The sequence below is a fragment of the Chitinophaga horti genome (genome assembly GCF_022867795.2).
Lineage (GTDB): Bacteria > Bacteroidota > Bacteroidia > Chitinophagales > Chitinophagaceae > Chitinophaga > Chitinophaga horti.
In genome coordinates this window covers 3,049,714-3,070,740 of sequence record NZ_CP107006.1, presented here as the reverse complement: position 1 = coordinate 3,070,740, position 21,027 = coordinate 3,049,714, and the positions used below count along the sequence as shown (strand labels likewise).

The following is a 21,027-nucleotide window of genomic DNA, read 5'->3' as shown; positions in this document are numbered from 1 at the left end:
ATGTGGAAGAAGATTGTTTGCTTCCTGTGCCAGTTTATTGTTCGATTGGTTTAGAAAAGGTATTTAAAGGGAAAATGCATCCCCGTTTTTTTTGGTTGTCGTAGTACTATCATAACGCGTGCGTATCGTTCTGTGAAACTGGCCAGAAAAAATGGATTTCGTTCGACAAAAAGTGCCAAAAAATCGACAAAAAGTGCCATTAGGGGACTTCGCTTCTCCGTTCACTGTGTTGAATAGCATGTTAGATTTTGCTATATTTAGTCAATGCTGTTAAGGATAATGTCAGAAAAACACTTATTTTCAGCATTGATTCTGGCGAAAGTAAAACTATTTAGTCTTGTTGGCGAAAAAGCTGCTATTATTTTTTCTTAGTTTATTCCTCTGCGTTATGACCGCCCGCGCGCAAGCGTACAACTTCCGGCATTACGCTGTGGGAGCGGGTTTGTCCAATAATACGATACAGGATATTGTGCAGGATAGTCTCGGTTTTATGTGGTTCGGTACACGCGATGGTGTGAACCGTTTCGACGGGAACCAGTTTAAAGTATATCGTTTCGCCGATCACCCTACTTCCAGCAGCGGCAACAACTCTATACATGCATTACACCTCGATAAATCGGGCAATCTGCTGGCGGCTACGGAAAAGGAACTTTACAAGTACGACCCGCAGCAGGACGTGTTCCGCTTTGTGCTCACGTCCCAGTATTATTCTTTCGATGAAATCACGACGGATGGCCAGGGTAATATCTGGATGCTCGCCGGCTTCGTGTTGTCGCGGTATAACGAACGTACAAAGGAGTACCGGGTGTTTGATCCGCTGCGGTATTTTTACGCCAGCAGCATTAGTGCAGACAAACAGGGTAAGTTATGGGTGGTGTCGGTAAACGGACTGCTGAAGCAATATGACGAACCGCTGGACAGTTTTTACTCGTATGACCTGTACGCCGCTTCTCATGCTAAACGCTCGTTATGGATCGACCGGATTCAATGCACACCGCAAAACACCATCCTGGTAGGAACGCAGAAGGCCGGACTGAAGATATTCGATATCAACACCAGACAAACCCGCGATGTAAACCTTTGCTGTGAGGATCCCGAACGGCTTTTTATCCGTTGCTTTCAGCAGGTGTCGCCTACGGAAGTGTGGATCGGCACACGTATGGGTGTATTTATCTATAACCCGCAAACAGACGAATCGCGCGTGTTGAAGAAGGCCCCCGGCGACCCGGGCGGACTGCCGGATAACAATATCTATTCGTTTTACAAAGACCGGGAGGGGGGCATCTGGTTAGGCACGCTGTACCAGGGCGTAGGCTACCTGCCCAGGTCTTTCTGGCCTTTCCGCCGCTATTTCAGCAACCCGGCACTGGCATCCTTCAGTGGCAACGTGGTGAAGGAAATCGTGGAGGATGAGGGAGGTAATTACTGGGTAGGTACAGAGGATGCGGGTCTGAATAAACTCGATGCCGGTACTGGCAACGCCGTACGGCATATCGTCAACATCCGCACCCAAGGCTTCTCTAATAACTATATTTATAACCTGTTACTGGACGGCCGCCATCTATGGGTAAGCTCACTGGAGAATGGCATCGACATCGTTGATACGCGCACCAACCAGTTGCTGAAGCACTACGAAACCAGTCCTGAGTCCGGACTCAAATCTTCCACTACCAGCTGTATCCATAAAACACCCGGTGGCGATATACTTGTCGGTACTACGATTGGGGTGTATCGCTTTGACCGCGAAAAGGAGATCTTTGTACCCATTGCCGGTTTGCCCGAACGCGACTGGTACCTCTATGTAATGCAGGACAGCCACGGCGACATCTGGACGGCGAATTCGAATAAAGGCGTGTATCGGCTCGATCCGCAAACCAGCAAACCCGAGAACTTTAGCTTTTCTGCTTCAGACGAAACCTCCATTGCGAGCAATAAAGTCAATTCGATATTTGAAGATAGCCGCGGGCGGATCTGGTTCGCCACGGAGAACGGGCTGTGTAAATGGAATCCCGGTTCGCATACCTTCACCCGTTATGGCAAGGCAGAAGGTTTTCCCAGTAACTTCATACTCGCTATGCTGGAAGATGCACAGGGCCGCCTGTGGGTCACCACTACCCAGGGACTGGTGTGTTTTAATACCGAAGAGAAGTCGGCAGTCGTTTACACCACTGCGAACGGTCTGCTGAGCGATCAGTTTAACTTTACTTCTGCCTTTAAGGATAAGAAAGGTCAGATGTTTTTCGGCAGTGCGAATGGCCTTATCAGCTTCGATCCTGCGGAAATGCGGCAGGACAGCTTCGTGCCGCCGGTGTACTTTACCGGTATGCGCATCAACAACCGGGAGGTGGTAATCGGAGAGGAGGGTTCGCCGTTGCAACGCTCACTCATGTTCCTTGATCGTATTACCTTACAACATGACCAATCAACCTTTAGCCTCGACTTTGCCGCATTGGGTTTTACCGCTCCGGGCGACCTGCAATATGCTTACCGGCTGGATGGATTATCAGAAGGTTGGGTACACCCTGAAAAAGACCGGCGTATCCACTTTACGCAACTCACACCGGGCGATTATACCTTACGCGTACGAACATCCAGTAGCAGTGGCGTACTGAACGGGCGCGAAACCGTTTTACGTATCACGGTGCTGCCTCCCTGGTGGGCCAGTATATGGGCTTATGGTGCGTACGCCCTGGTAGCGGCCCTATTGGGTTATTGGTTGCTGTCGTCGTATCATCGTAAGGTAGAAGACCAGAACAAACGAAAGATCGAACGGCTGGAAATAGCGCAGGAAAAAGAATTGCTGGAATTACAGCTCGCAAAGGAGAAGGAAACGCTGGATTCGAAGATGACGTTCTTCACCAATGTGGCGCACGAAATCCGTACACCGCTCACGCTGATCAAACTGCCACTGGCAAAGGTGATCCGAAAAACGAACGATAATCCCGAAGTGGAAAAAAGCCTTGGCATCATCAAAAGAAATACGGACCGCCTGGTGCAGTTGACGGAAGAATTGCTGAACTTCCAGCAGATGGAGATCAACGCGTTTAAGCTATCGTACACCCGCGTGAATATCAATGAACTGCTCACCGCCACGCATCAGAGTTTCGAAAGCCTGATAGAGCAATGTGAGCTTGATTTTGAGTTATGCCTGCCGCCGCATACATTGTTTGCGGAAGTAGACGTAGAGGCCTGTAGTAAGATCATTTACAACCTGTTCAGTAATGCCGTGAAGTATGCGGATAACCAGGTGCGGGTGGCGCTGCTGCAACGTACGCCAGATACTTTCAGTGTGGTGGTGGAGAATGATGGGTTCATTATTCCGACGGATTTGCGGGAGAAGATATTTGAAGCCTTCTATCGCATTAAAGACACGGATAATAAAGGTGGAACGGGGATCGGACTGGCCTTGTCACGTTCGCTCGCGCAGCTGCATCATGGCTCGCTGGAGTTACAGTTAAATAAAAGGACGAACGTATTTGAATTAAAGCTTCCGCTGCAGCATCATGCGGCGGAAATTGCATAAACAAAGCATCATGAAAGAGATATTGTTGCTGGTCGACGATAACCCTGAATTACTGGAAGTGATTTCCGACGAGTTGAGTGAACGATATGAGGTATTAACGGCTGCGGATGGTGAACAGGCGCTGGAAGTATTGTCCAGCCAGCCGGTACACCTCGTTATCAGCGATGTAATGATGCCTGTCATGGACGGCTTCGAGTTTTGCCGGCGCATCAAATCCAATATTGAATTCAGCCACATCCCGGTGATCCTGCTCACGGCCAGGAACACGCTGCAATCCAAGATCGAAGGACTGGAGCTGGGTGCGGATGCTTACATAGAAAAACCTTTCGAGATAGAATACCTGGTCGCCCAGATCGCCAACCTGATCGCGAACCGCCGTAAGTTGCAGGCCTTCTTCGCGCAATCGCCGGTAGCGAAGTTGCAGAATATCGCGCAAACGAGTTCGGACGAGCAGTTCCTGGTAGAATTGAATAAAGTGATCGATCAGCATTTGGATGATCCACACCTTGATATCGATAAACTGGCCACGTTGATGCACGTAAGCCGCACCAGCCTGTTTCGCAAGCTGCGGGCCTTGTCAGACCTCAGTCCGAAGGAGATTATCAACATCAGCCGGTTGAAGAAAGCGGCACAATTACTGACTGCCGGCACGTACAAAGTGTACGAAGTATCCGACATGGTCGGGTTTAATTCTCACACGAACTTCGGCCGCAGCTTCCATAAGTTTTATGGGGTTACGCCGCTGGAATACCAGAAGCGTAACCAACTGCCCAAGGGCGAGTAATCATTTTATTTTTCGAGGAATCTTACATACTCAGATGCCGCCAGCAGGAATGCGCCTACACCAAAATTGGCTTCGGATTTAGCGTTCACTACCTGCCCGGGTATTGCTTTTTCACCGATCGGCTGCACGTACCCAATGCGGCCATCTTCCTGCAACGCCGTTTTCTCCAGGTATTGCCAGGCTTTGGCGATCACGGGTTTGTACTTCTTTGCAGATAAATAGCCGTTATTCACGCCCCACAAGTATCCGTAGGTGAAGAGCGCAGTACCACTCGTTTCGGCACCGGGCGCGTGGGCAGGGTCTTGCAGGCTGCGTGTCCAGTAACCGGCTGCCTGCTGCTGTTTCGCAATGGACGCCGCCATCTGCCGGAAACGTTTCCTGAAGAATTTTTTATGCTTGTAGTTATCCGGTACATCCTTCAATACTTTTGCCAGCCCCGCAAATACCCAGCCGTTGCCGCGCGACCAGAAGTCTTTGCCACCATTGCTGCTGCGATGTTTAGGGTAGATGTATTTGGCATCACGATAGTACAGCACATCTTTCCGGTCGAGCATCAGGCTGTCGGAGAAAACGTAGTATTCATATAATTTATCCAGGTAGACAGGGTCTTCCGTGAGTTGATGCAGCTTCGTAAGCACCGGCATGACCATGTACAGCGCGTCGCACCACCACCAGTAATTATTGCGTGGCGTGTTCACCTGGTAATGCATGACATCTTTTGCACGCTGCACTTTGTAATCGGCAGGGGCGATGTTGTACAGGTCGATGTAAGTCTGGAAACAGATCTGGTAATCGCCGAACAGCACGTACTCGTCCGTTTCGCCGTAGGAATACTTCCATTTCGCGGTGTCGTTACTTTTCGCACCTTTCCATTCATTGTGTATGGCCCAGTCTTCGGAATACTGGCGGTACTGCTCGTTTTTCGTAAGAAAGTACGCTTCCATGTTGCCTGTATGGTAAACCGCATTGTCCCAGAAGGAGCGCACCTGTGGCTTGTGCCTCGATTGCCAGTTCGTATTTACGCGATGGATGATCTCTTTTACGCGGTTGGCCTCATCTTGTTGGGCAGTAGTCGTCAACGGTGCCAGCATCAGCACCAGTAAGCATTTTACTAGTATGTTCTTCATCTCCGTGGCAGATTTGCTATAATGTTCTTCGGGGTGAAGATGGGCAGAAAGGCTGGCATTTTATCAACACCACGTACCAATTAATCAGCAAAAAGTGCCAAATGAAAAAGGCCGTCACATCGACGGCCTTTGCTGATTTCTTTTATTTACGCACTACCCCGGTCACATTTAACATGAAGTTGTGCAGCTCGTAGTTCTTTACAAATGGCTTTAGTTGCGCGCTGCCCGGACCAAACATCGCCAGTTCCACATGGTCGGCGGAGTGGTCCATACTGCCCCAGCCAATCGAAATGTAGTTGGTCTGGATTTGCGCTAACGGCCTGTAAGGCAGTTTGGCTTTGTTATATACGCCGTCTTCATTGTGCTGCTGGTAATGTTTCACCAGTTCGGCCGCTTCGTCATGCGTGATGGCATAACCTTGTGCCGCCTCAATGCGCTCAATTACCTGCGCCGCAGTGGACGTATTCGTCAGTCCTTTCAATATCCATTCATTGGTGTATTTGAACTTTTGCAAACGATCGAAACCTGCGTTGGCTTTAGAGCTGTAGAACAAGCCTGGATTGGAGTTGCCGTGATCGGTAGTGATGACAACGAGCGTATTGCCGTCCTTCTCCGCGAACGCGATCGCAGCGGCAATGGCATCGTCGAAGGCCACCTGATCGTACAGCATCGCGCCTGCGTCGTTGGAGTGTGCACCCCAGTCTACTTTACCGCCTTCTACCTGTAGCACGAAACCTTTCTTATTACGGTTGAGGGCATTGATGGCATGTGTAGTCATTTCTGCGAGCGTGGGAACATCCTCTTTGGTCTGTTTCGCATCGAGGGTATATGGCAGCCCATCCTCCGCAAATACGCCGAGGAGTGGCTTCGTATTACCGGGTGATACCGAATTTAATTGCGTACGGGTATTTACGACCTCGTAGCCCGCGTTGCGGAAGTCGGCGTATACGTCCTTTTTATCTTTACGTTTGCTGCCGTTGAAGTAAGCGTCGCCACCGCCCAGCATCACATCAAACTTTAGCGGAAGATAGGCCAGTGCAATGTCTTCCTGGTCGCCGCGCGAGCGCATGTTTACGCAAAAGCCGGCAGGCGTGGCGTGGGTGATGGGCACTGTTGTTACGCAACCGGTCGCTTTGCCGGCTGCTTTAAACTTCTGGAGGATGGGCGTGTATATTTCCCCGTTAGCACCTACATTGAGGCTGCCGTTCGGCACACGCGCACCGCCACCCCAGGAAGAGCTGGCCGCTGCAGAGTCGGTAACAAGCGAGCTGGAAGAAGCAGTTTCCATGAGTGCACGGGTAGCTTTGCCTTGTTCGTACAACGACATCCAGTGAGACCGGCGGCCGTCCATACGCAGGCGCAGCATATCGGCCATGGCCAGGGTGCCGGTACTCATACCGTCGCTTACCATGAAGATGATGTTTTTAGCCTGGGATTTACCATTGATCTCAAAGCGGCCCGGTTGGGCGATGGACCGGAATGGCGCTATCAGTGGCGTGCCCAGTACGCCGATCATACCGTTCCGGAAAAAGTCTCTTCTTCTCATGTGCAGGTGCTTTATCTTTTAAAACCAAGTTGCAAATCTAGGCACGGAAGCGCAGCTCTTACATTATCCTATTGTTAAGTCCGGCCCGGGAATACATGGTGTGCGCCGTCACTCTACGCCAGGCCGGAACTGGAAAGAAGATGCGGCCGGGCGCGAAATGCCGTCGAAGAATAGTCGGATTTGTATAAAAAATAGTCCGATTAAGGCAAGTTTGCGCGGGAAATGTCCTTTAGGTTTGAAGTCGTTATGAAAATACTTACCTGTACTACACCCGGGTCGCTGGCCTATAGTGACACGCCGCAACCGGAACTGAAGAAATACCATGCACTGCTGCGTATTCGCCGTATAGGCATTTGTGGCACCGATTTGCATGCTTTCGAAGGTTCGCAGCCTTTCTTTAATTACCCCCGTGTATTGGGCCATGAACTGGCGGGAGAATTGGTGGCCGCAGACGGTGCGCCTGGCTTTGAGATCGGCGAGGCAGTGACCTTCATTCCTTATTTCAATTGTGGCAAGTGTGTTGCCTGTCGCCGTGGCAAACCCAATTGCTGTGCGCAGATCGCCGTATGTGGTGTGCATATCGATGGCGGTATGGCAGAATACCTGCAGGTGCCATCGTACGCATTGGTGCACGGTAACGGCTTATCATTCGATGAACTGGCATTGGTAGAACCACTTGCCATTGGCGCACATGGTGTACGCCGCGCCGCCGTGGAGCCAGGCGAATTTGTCCTGGTCATGGGGGCGGGGCCGATCGGTTTAGGCATTATGGAATTTGCCAGGATCGCCGGTGCGCAGGTGATCGCGATGGATATTAATACACAGCGGCTTGACTTCTGTAAGCATAAACTAAATGTGCCCCATACGATCAATGCTGCAACCGACAACGTAGACGAGGCCCTGAAAGCCATCACGAACGGCGATTACCCGACGGTAGTGATAGATGCGACCGGCAGTCAGCGTGCGATCAATAACGGATTTCTTTACCTCGCGCATGGCGGCCGCTATGTACTGGTCGGCTTGCAAAAAGGAGAACTGATCGTGAGCCATCCCGAGTTCCATAAACGGGAATCGACCCTGATGAGCAGCCGTAACGCGACCCGCGAAGATTTCGAGCATGTGATCGCATCGATGAAGAATGGCCAGGTAGATCCAACCAATTACATTACCCACCGCGTCGGCTTCGACGAAGTACAGGCGCAGTTTGCCTCCTGGCTCGATCCGAAGAACGGTGTGATCAAAGCGATGATTACGATATGAGTAAGATATTACAACTGCCGGAAGTGATATTCGGTACGAGCGGCCTGGGCAACCTTTATGTAGCGCTTCCCGACGATGTGAAGAACACGATTCTCCGCGAGTGCGTGCAACACGGTCCGCGCCCGCTCGTCTTTGATACGGCCGGGAAGTACGGCGCGGGACTGTCGCTCGAAAGCCTTGGTAAAGGATTACAGCTCGCCGGGGTGCAGCCGGACGATGTAATCGTCAGCAACAAATTAGGCTGGCTGCGCACCGACCTCACCACACCCGAGCCCACCTTTGAACCCGGCGTGTGGAAGGATTTAAAGCATGATGCCATCCAGCAGATCAGTTACGATGGTATTATCACCTGCTATGAACAAGGCAATGCATTGTTGAATGGTTATAAAGCCGAGTGGGTGTCCGTACACGACCCCGATGAATACTTAGCTGCCGCGCAAACAGAAACCGCCCGCAGGCAGCGCCACCAGGACATCCTGGAGGCCTATCGCGCCCTGCACGAATTAAAACGCCAGGGCAAAGTAACCGCCATCGGCATCGGCGCAAAAAGCTGGAAAGTGATCCGCGACGTTGCGCAGGAGGTTGAACTCGACTGGGTGATGATCGCCAACAGTATGACCTTACACAGCCATCCCCCGGAACTGATCGCCTTCATGCGCCACTTATCGGAGAAGGGAGTTGCGGTTATCAATTCCGCCGTATTCAATGGCGGTTTTCTTACCGGACTAGATTATTACAATTATCGACCCGTCTCACCGGACACGCATCCCGCCTTGTACGAATGGCGTACAGCCATGTACCGCCTGTGCGCATTACACCACGTACGCCCGGAAGCCGCCTGTGTTGCCTTCGGACGTCGCGCCCCCGGCGTGAAAAGTGTGGCCTTAAATACCACGAATCCGAAGCGGGTAGCCGCGAATGCAGTAGCCACGCAGGTGGTGGTGCCGGAGCAGCTTTGGCGCGACATGGTGGCGGAAGGCTTGATAGATGCGGGTGTGGAAGGATGGCTGTATTAACCGTAGCGAAGACTACGCACGAAGGTTGCTTCATTTCATTCGCAATGACGAAATAAAAAACAAACGCTCCTCACAATCGTCATTGGAGCAGAGCGAAGCAAACTTCCACACCAGTCTTCGCTCTGCCTAATCGGTTAACCCCATCTTCCTCTATGAAAACTGCCCGAAACACTATACCTTGCCGTTATGCACATCTATCGCTCCCTGGCCCTGGTGGCCCTGTTCCTCGTTATGGCTTCGTTTACCGAAGACCCGGTGATTGCGTTGAAAGGCACCTGGTCATTCCAGACAGATCCCGAAAATAAAGGCATCAAAGAGCAGTGGTTCAGCCGCAAACTGAACGACCAGGTCAAACTTCCCGGCTCCATGGCCGAGAATCTAAAAGGGGATGACATTACGCTGGCGACAAAATGGACCGGCAGTATTTATGACAGCTCGTTTTATTTTAATCCACGCCTGGCGAAGTACAGGCAGCCTGGCAATATTCATTTCCCTTTCTGGCTTACACCTGCGAAACATTATGTAGGCGCTGCCTGGTACCAGCGGGAAGTCAACATCCCGGCGAGCTGGAAAGGCAAACGTATCGTACTGCACCTGGAGCGTGCACATATTCAAACGCGCATTTGGGTAGATGATAAAGAAGTGGGTACGCAGAACAGCCTCGTAGCGCCACATGAATACGATCTCTCTGCTTACATGACGCCTGGAGCGCACCGCATTACCATGCGTATCGATAATCACATCGATGAAATAAAGGTAGGCCCGGATTCACACAGCGTTACAGACCATACGCAAGGCAACTGGAATGGTATTATTGGTAAGATGCAGCTGCTCGCCACGGAAAAGGTGTATATCGAAACCGTAGCCGTGCATCCGGATATAAAACAAAAAGAAGCACAGGTTAAGTTGCGCATAAGAAATGCCAGTGGACAAGCTTTTCAATCACAACTCATCGTCAAAGCAAATAGTTTCAATACAAAGACATCACATGTCGTAGCACCCGTACAGGTAGCAGTTAACGCACCTGCAAACAATACCGCAGATATCACCGTAACACTTCCCATGGGCGACAATGTGCAGCTGTGGGACGAGTTTACGCCAGCCATCTATAAGCTCACCGCATCACTCACGAATAACGGCCGTACGTTATCGGAGAAGCAAACCGATTTCGGTATGCGCCAGATCAACATACAAGGCAAGGCAATGATGCTCAACGACCGCCGCATCTTCCTGCGCGGTACGGTGCATAATTGCGAGTTCCCGCTTACAGGCTATCCCGCCATGGATGTACAAGCCTGGACGAACGTCATGAAAACGATCAAAGCACATGGCCTGAACCATATGCGTTTCCATTCCTGGTGTCCGCCGGAAGCAGCGTTTGAAGCGGCCGACAGGGAAGGGGTGTATCTGCAACCCGAAGGCCCCAGCTGGCCCAACCACGGACCAAAGATCGGCCTGGGACAATTCATCGACAGCTTCCTGTACGCCGAAACCCGCCGTATCGTAGAGGCTTACGGTAATCACCCGTCGTTTTGCATGTTATCTGCCGGCAACGAACCAGCAGGCAACCAGGTGCCTTACCTGAACGCATTCGTCGATTACTGGAAAGCCCGCGATGACCGTCGTGTCTATACCGGCATGTCAGTTGGCGGCAGCTGGCCGGTAGTACCCAACGCACAGTTCCAGGTGCGTGGCGGCGTTCGTGGCCTCGCCTGGGACGCCCGTCCCGAATCACGCGCCGACTTCAGCGCAGGCATCGCTAAGTTCGACGTGCCGTTCGTCGCGCATGAAATCGGCCAGTACTGCGTATTCCCCGACTTTACCGAGATCAAAAAATACACTGGCGTATATCGCGCGAAGAACTTCGAATTGTTCCGGCAGGATCTCGCCGATCATGGCATGGCCGCCTATGCAAAGGACTTCCTGAAAGCTTCGGGCAAGTTGCAAGTGCTGGCCTATAAAACAGAAATCGAAAAGATGCTGCGTACACCTGATTACGGCGGCTTCCAGATGCTCGGCCTGCAAGACTTCCCCGGACAAGGCACCGCGCTGGTAGGCGTACTCAACGCCTTCTGGCAACCGAAAGGCTATGTAACGCCGCAACAGTTCTCGCGTTTCTGCAACACCGTAGTGCCGCTGGCGAAGCTGGACAAATTCGTCTACACGAGCAATGACACATTAGCCGTAGACGTCGCCGTCGCGAATTGGAGCGCAAAGCCTTTAACAGCGTCGGTCTTCACCTGGACGATCAAAGACGGCCGCGGACAAATACTCCAGCAGGGCTCCTGGCAACCCGCGTCTATCGAACTGGGCAACGGCATTCCCGTAGGCAGTTTCGCATGGCCGCTCGCCCAGATCAAAACACCCACGCGCCTGACGCTCGAAGTTGCCATCAAAAACACGCCCTACGCCAATGACTGGGACATATGGGTTTACCCCGCTACTGTTCCCAAAGTAGCAATTGACGTGTATTACACCGCCGAATGGAACGACAAAACCAAAGCAGTCCTCGATAAAGGCGGCAAAGTATTCTTCAACGCTGCCGGTAAAGTAGTTAAAGGCAAAGAGGTGGCCATGTACTTCCAGCCTGTATTCTGGAATACCTCCTGGTTCCAGATGAAGCCGCCGCATGTAACAGGCCTGCTCATACAGGATAAACATAAAGCCTTTGCAAATTTTCCCACGGATTATCACAGCGACCTGCAATGGTGGGAAATCGCGCAGAAGTCGCAGGTAATGAACCTTGAGGATTTTCCGGCCGGCTTCAACCCGATCGTACGCCCGATCGATACCTGGTTCCTAAACCGCCCGCTGGGACTCATCTTCGAAGCACAGGTAGGCAAAGGTAAACTCGTGGTGTGCAGCGCCGACCTGCATGACGCACTGCCTGCGGAGAAGCCGGTGGCCAGACAATTATATCACAGCCTGATGAAGTACATGGCTTCTGCTGATTTTAAGCCTGCCGGCAACGTCAGCTACGAGCTGGTGAACGATCTGCTGGTGAGTCCTTCAAAGATTCAGTTCAATAAGTATACGCGTGATAGTCCTGACGAACTGAAGCCTAATTCGGGGCAGAAGAAATAGATACATAACATTAAGGTAACAATGCAAGCCTAACTTTGACGCTCCTCAGTCGCTTTCAAGATATGAATATGCAGGAGATGTCAGAAGCCGAAATGTTAGCAAAGATCGCGGAAGGAAGCCTGCAGGCTTTCCGGGAGTTAATGGTGCGGTACGAAGCGCGTATCTACCATTTTATTTTTAAACTGGTAAAGTCGCAGGAACTGGCCGAAGAGATTACGCAGGATGTGTTTATCAAACTATGGGAAGCACGCGAAACCCTGGGTAGTATCGATGCTGTCGGTGCCTGGCTGCACACTTTAAGTAAGAACAAATCCCTCAACGTTATTAAAGAAAAAGCCGCCCGTCTTGCGCGGGAGGAACAGTATGCCGGCATGGCAGCACTGGAGGTATCGCCGGAACAGGAAATCACGCTCAACGATTACCAGCGCATATTAAACGATCTGATTGCCAACCTGCCGCCTAAACGAAAAGAAATCTTTCTGCTCAAAACCCGCGATGGGCTTTCGGTAGAAGAAATCGCCACCTTATTACATCTCTCTCCCCACACGGTGAAGAACCAGCTGGGCAAGTCTTACGGCACCATCCGGCAGCTCATGTCGGAGCTCATCTATCTCATGATGATCGCGCCCATTTTACAGCCTTAATATTTAGTTAACACAGGCGGATAGGCCATACCGCTTTTTAGCATTGTCTAATTAGTATGAACAAGCAACGCCTGCACCAACTTTTCTGGAAGTATGTCGACGAACAATTAACCGCAGCGGAGGAACTGGAGTTCCTTGCCCTGATGGCGCAGCCCGAAGCCCGCCACGAGGCCGACCGCCTGGGGTCGGAGCTTTGGGAAACGCGTTACCAGCAGGCTTCTTTCCCGGCTGATGATCACAGCCAGCGGAGGATCGATGCGGTAATGAAAAAACTACAACCGAAAAAGGTAGTGCGACTGCGCTACTGGATGGCCGCCGCCTGTACGCTATTGCTCGCCGGCACGGCCTGGTGGCTCACTTCCCCGGCAAACGGGATCACGTGACGTATGTATTTGCCGCCGGCGCCGGCGAGCGTAAAACGATCACCATGCCCGACCAGTCTGTCGTACACCTGAACGCAGGCAGCCGTATTACGTACGACGAAGCATACAATGAAGACGGTCGCGAGTTAACGCTTGAAGGGGAAGCTTTTTTTGAAGTAACCGAAGATCCGCAGAAGCCGTTCAAAGTATTACATGGCGGGCTTACCACAGAAGTGTTGGGTACTTCTTTTAACATTCATGCCTACAGTGCCGCCGCCGATATGAAGGTAACGGTGGCTACCGGACGGGTAAGAGTCTCCGGTGCGGCCAACGCTACGCTGGCTGCAGGGCAGTCGCTTACTTATGTGAAGTCCTCCGCCACAGCCAACGTAACCAAGCCTTCGCATGTAGAACAGTCTTACTCCTGGAAGGATGGGGTGCTGGCTTTCGATAGCGAACGCCTGGGTGATATCGCCCATACTTTGGAACGTTGGTACAACGTAACGGTACACCTGGAAGGAGAGGGCGCTGCCAACTGCCGCTTCACGGGTGCATTTGAACGCCTGCCGCTGGAAAAAGTACTAAGCCTGTTAAGCAAGAACGGCAATTTCTCTTATCGCATCAATGGCCGCGATGTTTACATCACTGGCGTACCATGTCCTTAGACCAACCATTTACTGCTAACTTTTTTACATTATTAAATAACGCATAATGAATCTGCCCGGATTATTTAAGCGATGCGGTTTTATACTGCTGCTATTATCACTTGCCACCACCTTTAGCGTGGCCGCCCATCCCGCCACCGATGCACAGTCGGTAACGGATGCGCCTGTACGCCTGAACCTGCGTAACAGCAGTCTGAAGCTGGCCTTCAAAGAAATTGAACAACAAACGCAATTCCGTTTTGTGTATAAAGACAGTCCATACTTCGAAGCGTTAGGGCTGGACTTACAGATCGCAGGCAACCTGAATACCGTGCTGGATGAACTGGCGCGCAGGAAACAACTGAAGTTCGAAGAAGAAGGAAAAAACATCGTGGTGTACCACAAGCCTGTACAGGCACAGGGTCGCATCACCGGTGTAATTAAAGATAAAGATAACAATCCCGTACCTGGCGCCACGGTGAAGATCGCCGCGCTGAATAAGGGCGTGGTATCCGATGCGGAAGGCCGCTTTGTGCTGCCTGCACCAGCGGGCACGTATACCCTGGAGATCAGCTGCATGTCTTTCCAGGCGCAGAAGATGACGGGTGTAGTATTGGCCGGCGATCAGACGCTGAACATCGAAGTGTTGCTGGCGGCTTCTTCCAGCGCTTTAACAGAAGTGGTAGTGGTAGGTTACGGTACGCAAAGCCGTAAACTGTTAAGTGGTTCCGTGAGTACGGTGAACCGCGAAGCCTTTAACCGCGGCGGTTTGAACAGTCCTGCGCAATTGCTCCAGGGTAAAGTTGCCGGTCTTACAGTGAGCCGTTCCGGCGATCCGAATGCGGCGCCTTCTATTAGTTTGCGCGGCCCGTCTACCTTAAGGACCGGCGCTGCACAAGAGCCTTTTTATGTGATCGATGGTATTCCCGGTGCAGACTTTAAACTGATCGCGCCGGATGATATCGAAAGCATCGATGTGTTGAAAGACGCCTCTGCTACTGCGATTTACGGCACCCGCGCGGCGAATGGTGTGATCATAATCACCACGCGCCGGGGTGCGAAGGGCAAAACGGTGGTGACGTATAGTGGCTATGCCGGTGTAGATCAGGCTACTGGTCTGCTCGAAATGATGGACGCCTCCGAACGTGCCGCTTATCTCGCGAAGATGGGTAAGTCTGCCAAACCGGCCGACGAACAAGGGGCGGATACTGACTGGCAGGAGGAAGTTACACGTACGGGCTTCGTGCAGAACCATAACGTGAACCTGAGCGGTGGTACAGAGCAAACGATGTATTCCGCCAGTGTTAACTATTTCCAGCATAAGGGCATCCTAAAGGGCAGTGACCTCAGTCGTATTATCGGTCGCCTCAACTTAAGCCAGAAGGCGCTGAACGATCACCTTACACTGGGTCTTACGCTCAGCAACTCTTCGAGTGTAGCGGCAAAAAGTCCCGACCAGGACCTCATCCTGTACAATGCACAACGTTATGTGCCTACGGTATCGGTGAAAAACGCGTCCGGTGAATTCAATGAAGACCTGACCCGCCAGCTGTATTACAACCCGGTATCCCTGCAGGAAAAAGCAAAAGAAGAACTGAAGACGAACGTCTTCCTGTTAAACGCATCCGCACAGGTAAAGCTGCCGTTCGATCTGAAATATAATTTGAGCGTCAGCACTCAGAAAGAGATCGCCAACCGCGGTCAGTACTTCAATAGCGATTATACGCTGAAGCTCGGCCTCAATGGCGAAGCATACCGCTCGTCTTACGAAAACACCCGTAACATGCTGGAGTCGTACTTCACGTACGATAAACGTTTGCAGTCGCACAACATCAAACTGCTCGCAGGTTACAGCTGGCAGCAGGATGTAAACGGCGATGGCTTCCAGGCCAATAACCGCAACTTCCCGAGCGATGATCTCGGGTATAGTAACATCGGGCTGGGTAGTCCGGTCGGCAACTTTCGTACCGACTGGGGCACCAACATCTATGAAAAACTGCGCCTGATCTCGTTTTACGGCAGGGCGAACTACGACTACAAAGGCAAGTATATCGCACAGTTGTCGCTCCGTCGGGATGGTTCCTCCGCTTTCGGTAAGAACAATCGCTGGGGTACCTTCCCTGCAGGCTCTGTGGCCTGGCGTATTACAGAGGAAGATTTTATGCGCGGGCAACACCTGTTCGACGACCTGAAATTACGTGTAGGGTATGGCGTTACGGGCAACTCACTCGGCTTTAATCCGTTGATCTCTAAGATCCGTTACGGTGCTGCCGGCACGTTCTACTACAACGGTAACTTCACCACCGCCGTGTTCGCGACGCAGAACGCCAATCCGGACTTACGTTGGGAGAAAACAGCCATGGTAAACCTCGCGGTGGATGCAAGCCTGCTGAAAGGCCGCCTGAACATCACCGCTGAGTATTATGATAAGAAAACCACAGATCTCATCTGGGAGTATACCGTATCCACCGTACAATATTTTGTAAACAGGTATACCGCGAACGTAGGCGATATTTCTAACAAAGGATATGAGTTAACGGTAGATGCAACGCCGGTGGTGAACAAAAACTTCACCTGGAAAACGAGCCTCAACATCGCACACAACCGCAATAAACTCGAATCGCTCTCCAATAGCAGCTTCTCGTCAGACTCTATCCCACAGGGCTTCCCGAACGGTCAGGGACAAAGTAACCTGCCGGTGCAGTTGCTGAAAGCGGGTTATCCCGTTGGGCAGTTCTTCACCTTCCGTTATGCAGGGAAAGATGCGAATGGCGTATCGCAGTTCTATAGCAAAAAAGGCGGTGTAACGACCGATCCCGTTGATCACCAGGATTACTTCTATGCCGGCAACGCGCAGCCTAAGTTGTTACTGGGCTGGAGCAACAGCTTTACGTATCACAACTTCGACCTGAATATATTCCTGCGTGGTTCCTTCGGTAACAAAGTATTCAACTCCACCCTGGCGAGCCTGAACCACCCGAACGAAGCAGAGAACTACAATATGCCGGTATCCTTATCGGATGAAAGCCCGGAAGATGGCAACGCCTTCCGCCAGTCGGACCGTTACATCGAAGATGCCTCTTACCTGCGCCTGGACAATGCCAGCCTGGGTTACACCTTCAGGAACGTGCGCGGTTTGTCCAATTTCCGTTTATACGTAACCGGTAACAATATTGCCGTATTGACGAAATACAAGGGTATTGACCCGGAAGTGAACCTGGGTGGATTAACACCCGGTATCGACAACCGCAACTATTATCCACGCACCCGCACTTTGATGCTGGGGCTTAACGTCACCTTTTAAGCGAATCGACCATGAAACTGTATCATAAATTAATAGCATTTGCAGCACTGGCACTGACCAGCGCCTGTACCGACCTGGACCTGCCCGTAGAAAATGAATTAACGCCCGATAACTTTCCAAAAACGGAAGAGCAGCTGGTGTTGGCTACCGGCTCGGCTTACAGCAAACTACGTCCCTCTTATTGCGTGCATTGGTGGTACCTGCAAACGCTGGTAACCGACGAAGCCATTCTGCCTGCCCGTGCCGGTAACTGGTATGATGGCGCGCGTTTTCAGCAGGAGCACCTGCATACCTGGAACCAGACCCATTCGCATATCGGCTCCGCCTGGCGCTGGGGCTTCGGGATCATCAGTAACTGTAACCAGTTGTTGTCGCTCTTCCAACAGGCACCGGAAAGCCCTTCCAAAGAAAAGATCGCCGCCGAAGTACGTGCATTGCGCGCGCTCAGCTTCTTTCATATGATGGATTTGTTTGGCGATATCCCGGTAAACACTTCTTTTGGTGATACTGCTTTGCCAACGCAGCGGCCGCGTAAAGAAGTATTCGCCTTCATCGAACAGGAACTGAAAGCAGTGATGCCGCTGTTAAGTGCAGATGTAAATACGGATACTTATGGCCGTATGACAAAATTCGGGGCTGCGGCGATACTCGCCAAGATGTATCTGAATGCACAGGTGTATGCGGGCGAAAACCGTTATGACGATGCGGTGGCGATGTGTGATACAATTATCGCCAGCGGTAAATTTGCGCTCACCGAAGACTTTAAATCCATCTTCGCTGCGAATAACGGTCCGCATATTAAAGAGATCATCTTTGCCATCCCGTTTGATTGGTCGCAAGGTAAAGGACAACAGTATACCTGGTTCGGGCTGCATTATGCTTTGCAGAAGAAGTACGGACTGGCCTACCTGATCGACGGCCCGGTGAGCACTTTGCCGGAATACTACGAGAACTTTAACGAGCCGAACGACGTACGTACGCAGGCCTGGTTAACCGGTAAACAGTATGATAATGATGGTCAGCCTATCCTCATAAAAACCACTAAACGCGGTATGGACGCCAGTTATACCGGTGCCGACGGCACCACGCCGATCGACTACCACCTGGAATTTACGCCGAACGTGACCCTCACCAATCCCAACCTGTTTGAAGTAGGTGGCGATGAACTGGGTAAAGCGAAAGGTTATCGCAGCATTAAGTATTCGCCGGATGTAAGCGCCGTAACCCGCGATGCCAGCAACGATGTGCCGGTATTCCGATACGCCGATATCCTGCTCATGAAAGCCGAAGCCATCCTGCGTGGTGCTGCTGCCACCAGAGGCGAAAGTGCGCTGGGATTGGTGAACCAGTTACGCACCATCCGTAAGGCCACACCATTTAACAGCATTACGCTGGAAGAGTTACTGCCAGAACGTGCCCGCGAACTGAGCTGGGAAGCCTGGAGAAGAAATGACCTCATCCGTTTTGGTAAGTATGAAGACAGCTGGGGCTATAAAACCAATAAGGACGAATACCGCCGTGTATACCCGATCCCCGCGTCAGAAATCATTCTTAATCCGAAGCTGAATCAACATTTAGGTTACAGGCAGTAAGCTTATCATCATGCACAACAGGAGAAACTTTCTTGGGGACATCGCAAAAGCAGGCCTTATCGGCCTGATGCCTTCGACCCTGAAACACGAATATGTGAAAGCACCTGCAGGCATCCGGTTCCTGACGCCGCCGTACCTGCAATGCCTCACCAACGACAGCGTCATCATCCGCTGGATAACCGATGCACCTGCGAGCAGCTGGGTCGAGTACGGGGAAAGCACCACCGATCGCAAAGCCCTGCCGGAAGCGGAACTGGGCCTGCTGGCCGCAAACACCCGTGTACACCAGGTAGTGCTGAAAGGCCTGCAACCCGGCACCCGCTACGCTTACCGCGTATGCTCAAAGCAGATCGTGGATTTTCAACCTTACCTGATGACCTGGGGCGACACCGCGAACAGCGAAGTGTTTCATTTTACCACGCCGGCTATCGGGGCCGGTGAAGTGTCGTGGATCGTGCTGAACGACATTCACGATCGCCCGGCATCCTTTGCGCACCTCATGCAACATAACGGTAAAGACCCGTACGACTTCGTGTTCCTGAACGGCGATATGTTCGACTTTCAGACCGACGAACAACAGTTGATTGATCACTTGCTTACGCCGGTCACCTCGTTGTTTGCCTCGCAAACACCGTTCATGCTGGCCCGCGGTAATCATGAAACACGCGGTAAATACGCCCGTCAACTGCCGGAATATTTCAATAATCCGGGCAACCAGTACTACTTTTCCTTCACCCGGGGCCCGGTACATTTCATTGTGCTGGATACCGGGGAAGATAAGGCAGATGATCATGCCGAGTACAGCCAGCTCGTCGCCTTCGACGACTACCGCGAGCGGCAGGCCCACTGGCTGGAGCAGGCTTTACAGCGCCCTGAGTTCCTTAAAGCGCCATTCCGCGTGGTAATGATGCACATCCCGGTGTTTCATTCCGGCGAGGGGCATGGGTCTATGCATTGCAGGCAGCTATTTCATCCACTCTTCAATAAAGCCGGCATCGACCTGATGATTTGCGGCCATACCCACCGCTACGGCGTTCACCCCGCCGACCCCGCCACCCACCACTACCCGATCGTGATCGGCGGCGGTCCGAAGGAAGGGCGGCGCACCCTCATTAAAGTGACCGCCGACCGGCGAAAACTGCAGTTAAGGATGCTGGGTGACGACGGCACCGAAGTAGGGCAGTATGAAGTAAAGGCAACACGATGACGAAAGTCCCGGGCAATCCCCGGGATTTTTCTTTCCGACAGGCCTGCCCAACCCTCACCCAACCATCACTGAACCATCCGATCCCAAATTTGCCCGAAAGTGTCCCTTTTTTTGCACGAAAGTGCGTCATGTACCTCCCCCCGGATGCCCCACCTTTGCCCAAAAACAGCACATGAAACGGAAACATTTTAACGCCATATCCAGCGGTGCGCGCGGCATGTTCGGCAAGCAGGTAGTCATATACACCCGTTATGGCGAAGAGATTATCGCCAAGGCCCCGCGTAAACGTCCCGGTCTGGGCACGCCTGACCAGGAGCGCACGAAAGCCGATTTTAAGAAAGCAGCGGAATGGTCGGCCCGGGTGCGTGGTAACGCCGGTTTAAAAGCATTGTATAAAGCAGGCCTCAGCAAGGCGTTGAACGTGCATAACCTGGCGATTGCCGACTTTCTGGTAGCGCCTGAAGTACATGAGGTACTCGTGGAGAAAGGGCGTGTGAGGGTACATGCGACGGATAACTTCCGTGTGGCGGAAGTAGTAGTGGAGGTGTACGGGGCGGATGGGCAGCTGCTGGAGGCGGGTGTGGCAGATAGTGAGGGAGGTGATTGGTTTGGTTATGTGCCTGCGGAGATGCCGGTAGGGGGCAGGGTGGTGGTGATTGCGAGGGATTTGCCGGGGAATGAGTGCAGGAGTGAGTTAGCTATAGAGACCACGGAATTGCAGGTAGTCGCATGTGTGAAGTGTCGGGTTGCGGACACGGAGGCACACGCAATTTGTAAAAAAACTGGCAATTCGCGAATGCCCGTCTACACGAGTGGCTAAGCGTGTTTGGTGCTGTAAAAAAAGGAAGCAATGCAGGCGGACAAAAGGTTCGCCCGTGTGCTACGTCATGCTTACCGTCGTAAGATGCTTTCATGGCGAGTTACCTTGACAAGT

14 protein-coding genes are annotated in these 21,027 nt (G+C 52.0%); 12 read left to right on the top strand and 2 right to left on the bottom strand.

Annotation, left to right across the window (positions count from 1 at the left end; all coding sequences use genetic code 11):
- The first annotated feature begins 388 nt into the window (after positions 1-388).
- On the top strand, positions 389-3,523 hold the full coding sequence (locus tag MKQ68_RS12315; RefSeq protein WP_264283557.1) for a ligand-binding sensor domain-containing protein: 3,135 nt from the start codon (positions 389-391) through the stop codon (positions 3,521-3,523).
- Positions 3,524-3,533: 10 nt separating this feature from the next.
- A complete protein-coding gene (locus tag MKQ68_RS12310; RefSeq protein ID WP_264283556.1) occupies positions 3,534-4,307 on the top strand; it encodes a response regulator transcription factor in 774 nt (257 codons plus the stop codon).
- 5 nt (positions 4,308-4,312) lie between these two features.
- Here the strand turns inward: MKQ68_RS12310 and MKQ68_RS12305 are convergent, their stop codons facing one another.
- Complete coding sequence (locus MKQ68_RS12305) at positions 4,313-5,434, bottom strand: glycoside hydrolase family 88/105 protein (protein ID WP_264283555.1); 1,122 nt, start codon at positions 5,432-5,434, stop codon at positions 4,313-4,315.
- 142 nt (positions 5,435-5,576) lie between these two features.
- Positions 5,577-6,980: an alkaline phosphatase gene (locus tag MKQ68_RS12300; protein ID WP_264283554.1), complete on the bottom strand. Its 1,404-nt coding sequence runs from the start codon at positions 6,978-6,980 to the stop codon at positions 5,577-5,579.
- A gap of 246 nt (positions 6,981-7,226) precedes the next feature.
- Between MKQ68_RS12300 and MKQ68_RS12295 the strand changes: the two genes are divergently transcribed.
- The 10 genes from MKQ68_RS12295 to MKQ68_RS12250 all read left to right on the top strand — a co-directional run bounded on the left by MKQ68_RS12295 (position 7,227) and on the right by MKQ68_RS12250 (position 20,913).
- Complete coding sequence (locus MKQ68_RS12295) at positions 7,227-8,240, top strand: zinc-binding alcohol dehydrogenase family protein (RefSeq protein ID WP_264283553.1); 1,014 nt, start codon at positions 7,227-7,229, stop codon at positions 8,238-8,240.
- Positions 8,237-9,256 carry an aldo/keto reductase gene (locus MKQ68_RS12290; protein WP_264283552.1) on the top strand — a complete coding sequence of 340 codons (1,020 nt, stop codon included), beginning with the start codon at positions 8,237-8,239 and terminating at the stop codon, positions 9,254-9,256. Before MKQ68_RS12295 ends, MKQ68_RS12290 begins: the two co-directional genes overlap by 4 nt.
- Positions 9,257-9,442: 186 nt before the next feature.
- Positions 9,443-12,340 carry an exo-beta-1,4-galactosidase gene (locus tag MKQ68_RS12285; protein WP_264283551.1) on the top strand — a complete coding sequence of 966 codons (2,898 nt, stop codon included), beginning with the start codon at positions 9,443-9,445 and terminating at the stop codon, positions 12,338-12,340.
- Positions 12,341-12,417: 77 nt separating this feature from the next.
- Positions 12,418-12,984, top strand: coding sequence for an RNA polymerase sigma factor (locus tag MKQ68_RS12280; RefSeq protein ID WP_264283550.1), 567 nt, complete (start codon positions 12,418-12,420; stop codon positions 12,982-12,984).
- 56 nt (positions 12,985-13,040) lie between these two features.
- Positions 13,041-13,367, top strand: coding sequence for an anti-sigma factor (locus MKQ68_RS12275; protein WP_264283549.1), 327 nt, complete (start codon positions 13,041-13,043; stop codon positions 13,365-13,367).
- Positions 13,364-14,011, top strand: a complete 648-nt coding sequence (locus tag MKQ68_RS12270) for a FecR family protein (RefSeq protein ID WP_264283548.1) — start codon at positions 13,364-13,366, stop codon at positions 14,009-14,011. Before MKQ68_RS12275 ends, MKQ68_RS12270 begins: the two co-directional genes overlap by 4 nt.
- 46 nt (positions 14,012-14,057) lie before the next feature.
- Complete coding sequence (locus MKQ68_RS12265; RefSeq protein WP_264283547.1) at positions 14,058-17,294, top strand: SusC/RagA family TonB-linked outer membrane protein; 3,237 nt, start codon at positions 14,058-14,060, stop codon at positions 17,292-17,294.
- Between the two features lie 11 nt (positions 17,295-17,305).
- Positions 17,306-18,886, top strand: a complete 1,581-nt coding sequence (locus MKQ68_RS12260; protein WP_264283546.1) for a RagB/SusD family nutrient uptake outer membrane protein — start codon at positions 17,306-17,308, stop codon at positions 18,884-18,886.
- A gap of 10 nt (positions 18,887-18,896) precedes the next feature.
- The gene (locus tag MKQ68_RS12255; protein ID WP_264283545.1) at positions 18,897-20,093 is read left to right on the top strand and encodes a purple acid phosphatase family protein; all 1,197 of its coding nucleotides are present in this window, start codon (positions 18,897-18,899) and stop codon (positions 20,091-20,093) included.
- 172 nt (positions 20,094-20,265) lie between these two features.
- Entirely contained in the window at positions 20,266-20,913 is a 648-nt protein-coding gene (locus MKQ68_RS12250) for a hypothetical protein (RefSeq protein ID WP_264283544.1), read from the top strand.
- Positions 20,914-21,027 lie beyond the last annotated feature (114 nt).

Excerpts from the sequence above, each read along its gene's own strand:
- MKQ68_RS12305 (WP_264283555.1), bottom strand. The coding sequence starts at position 5,434 with ATGAAGAACATACTAGTAAAATGCTTACTGGTGCTGATGCTGGCACCG.
- MKQ68_RS12295 (WP_264283553.1), top strand. The coding sequence starts at position 7,227 with ATGAAAATACTTACCTGTACTACACCCGGGTCGCTGGCCTATAGTGAC.
- MKQ68_RS12310 (WP_264283556.1), top strand. The coding sequence starts at position 3,534 with ATGAAAGAGATATTGTTGCTGGTCGACGATAACCCTGAATTACTGGAA.
- MKQ68_RS12285 (WP_264283551.1), top strand. The coding sequence starts at position 9,443 with ATGCACATCTATCGCTCCCTGGCCCTGGTGGCCCTGTTCCTCGTTATG.
- MKQ68_RS12255 (WP_264283545.1), top strand. The coding sequence starts at position 18,897 with ATGCACAACAGGAGAAACTTTCTTGGGGACATCGCAAAAGCAGGCCTT.
- MKQ68_RS12260 (WP_264283546.1), top strand. The coding sequence starts at position 17,306 with ATGAAACTGTATCATAAATTAATAGCATTTGCAGCACTGGCACTGACC.
- MKQ68_RS12315 (WP_264283557.1), top strand. The coding sequence starts at position 389 with ATGACCGCCCGCGCGCAAGCGTACAACTTCCGGCATTACGCTGTGGGA.
- MKQ68_RS12250 (WP_264283544.1), top strand. The coding sequence starts at position 20,266 with ATGAAACGGAAACATTTTAACGCCATATCCAGCGGTGCGCGCGGCATG.
- MKQ68_RS12280 (WP_264283550.1), top strand. The coding sequence starts at position 12,418 with ATGTCAGAAGCCGAAATGTTAGCAAAGATCGCGGAAGGAAGCCTGCAG.
- MKQ68_RS12290 (WP_264283552.1), top strand. The coding sequence starts at position 8,237 with ATGAGTAAGATATTACAACTGCCGGAAGTGATATTCGGTACGAGCGGC.
- MKQ68_RS12300 (WP_264283554.1), bottom strand. The coding sequence starts at position 6,980 with ATGAGAAGAAGAGACTTTTTCCGGAACGGTATGATCGGCGTACTGGGC.
- MKQ68_RS12275 (WP_264283549.1), top strand. The coding sequence starts at position 13,041 with ATGAACAAGCAACGCCTGCACCAACTTTTCTGGAAGTATGTCGACGAA.
- MKQ68_RS12265 (WP_264283547.1), top strand. The coding sequence starts at position 14,058 with ATGAATCTGCCCGGATTATTTAAGCGATGCGGTTTTATACTGCTGCTA.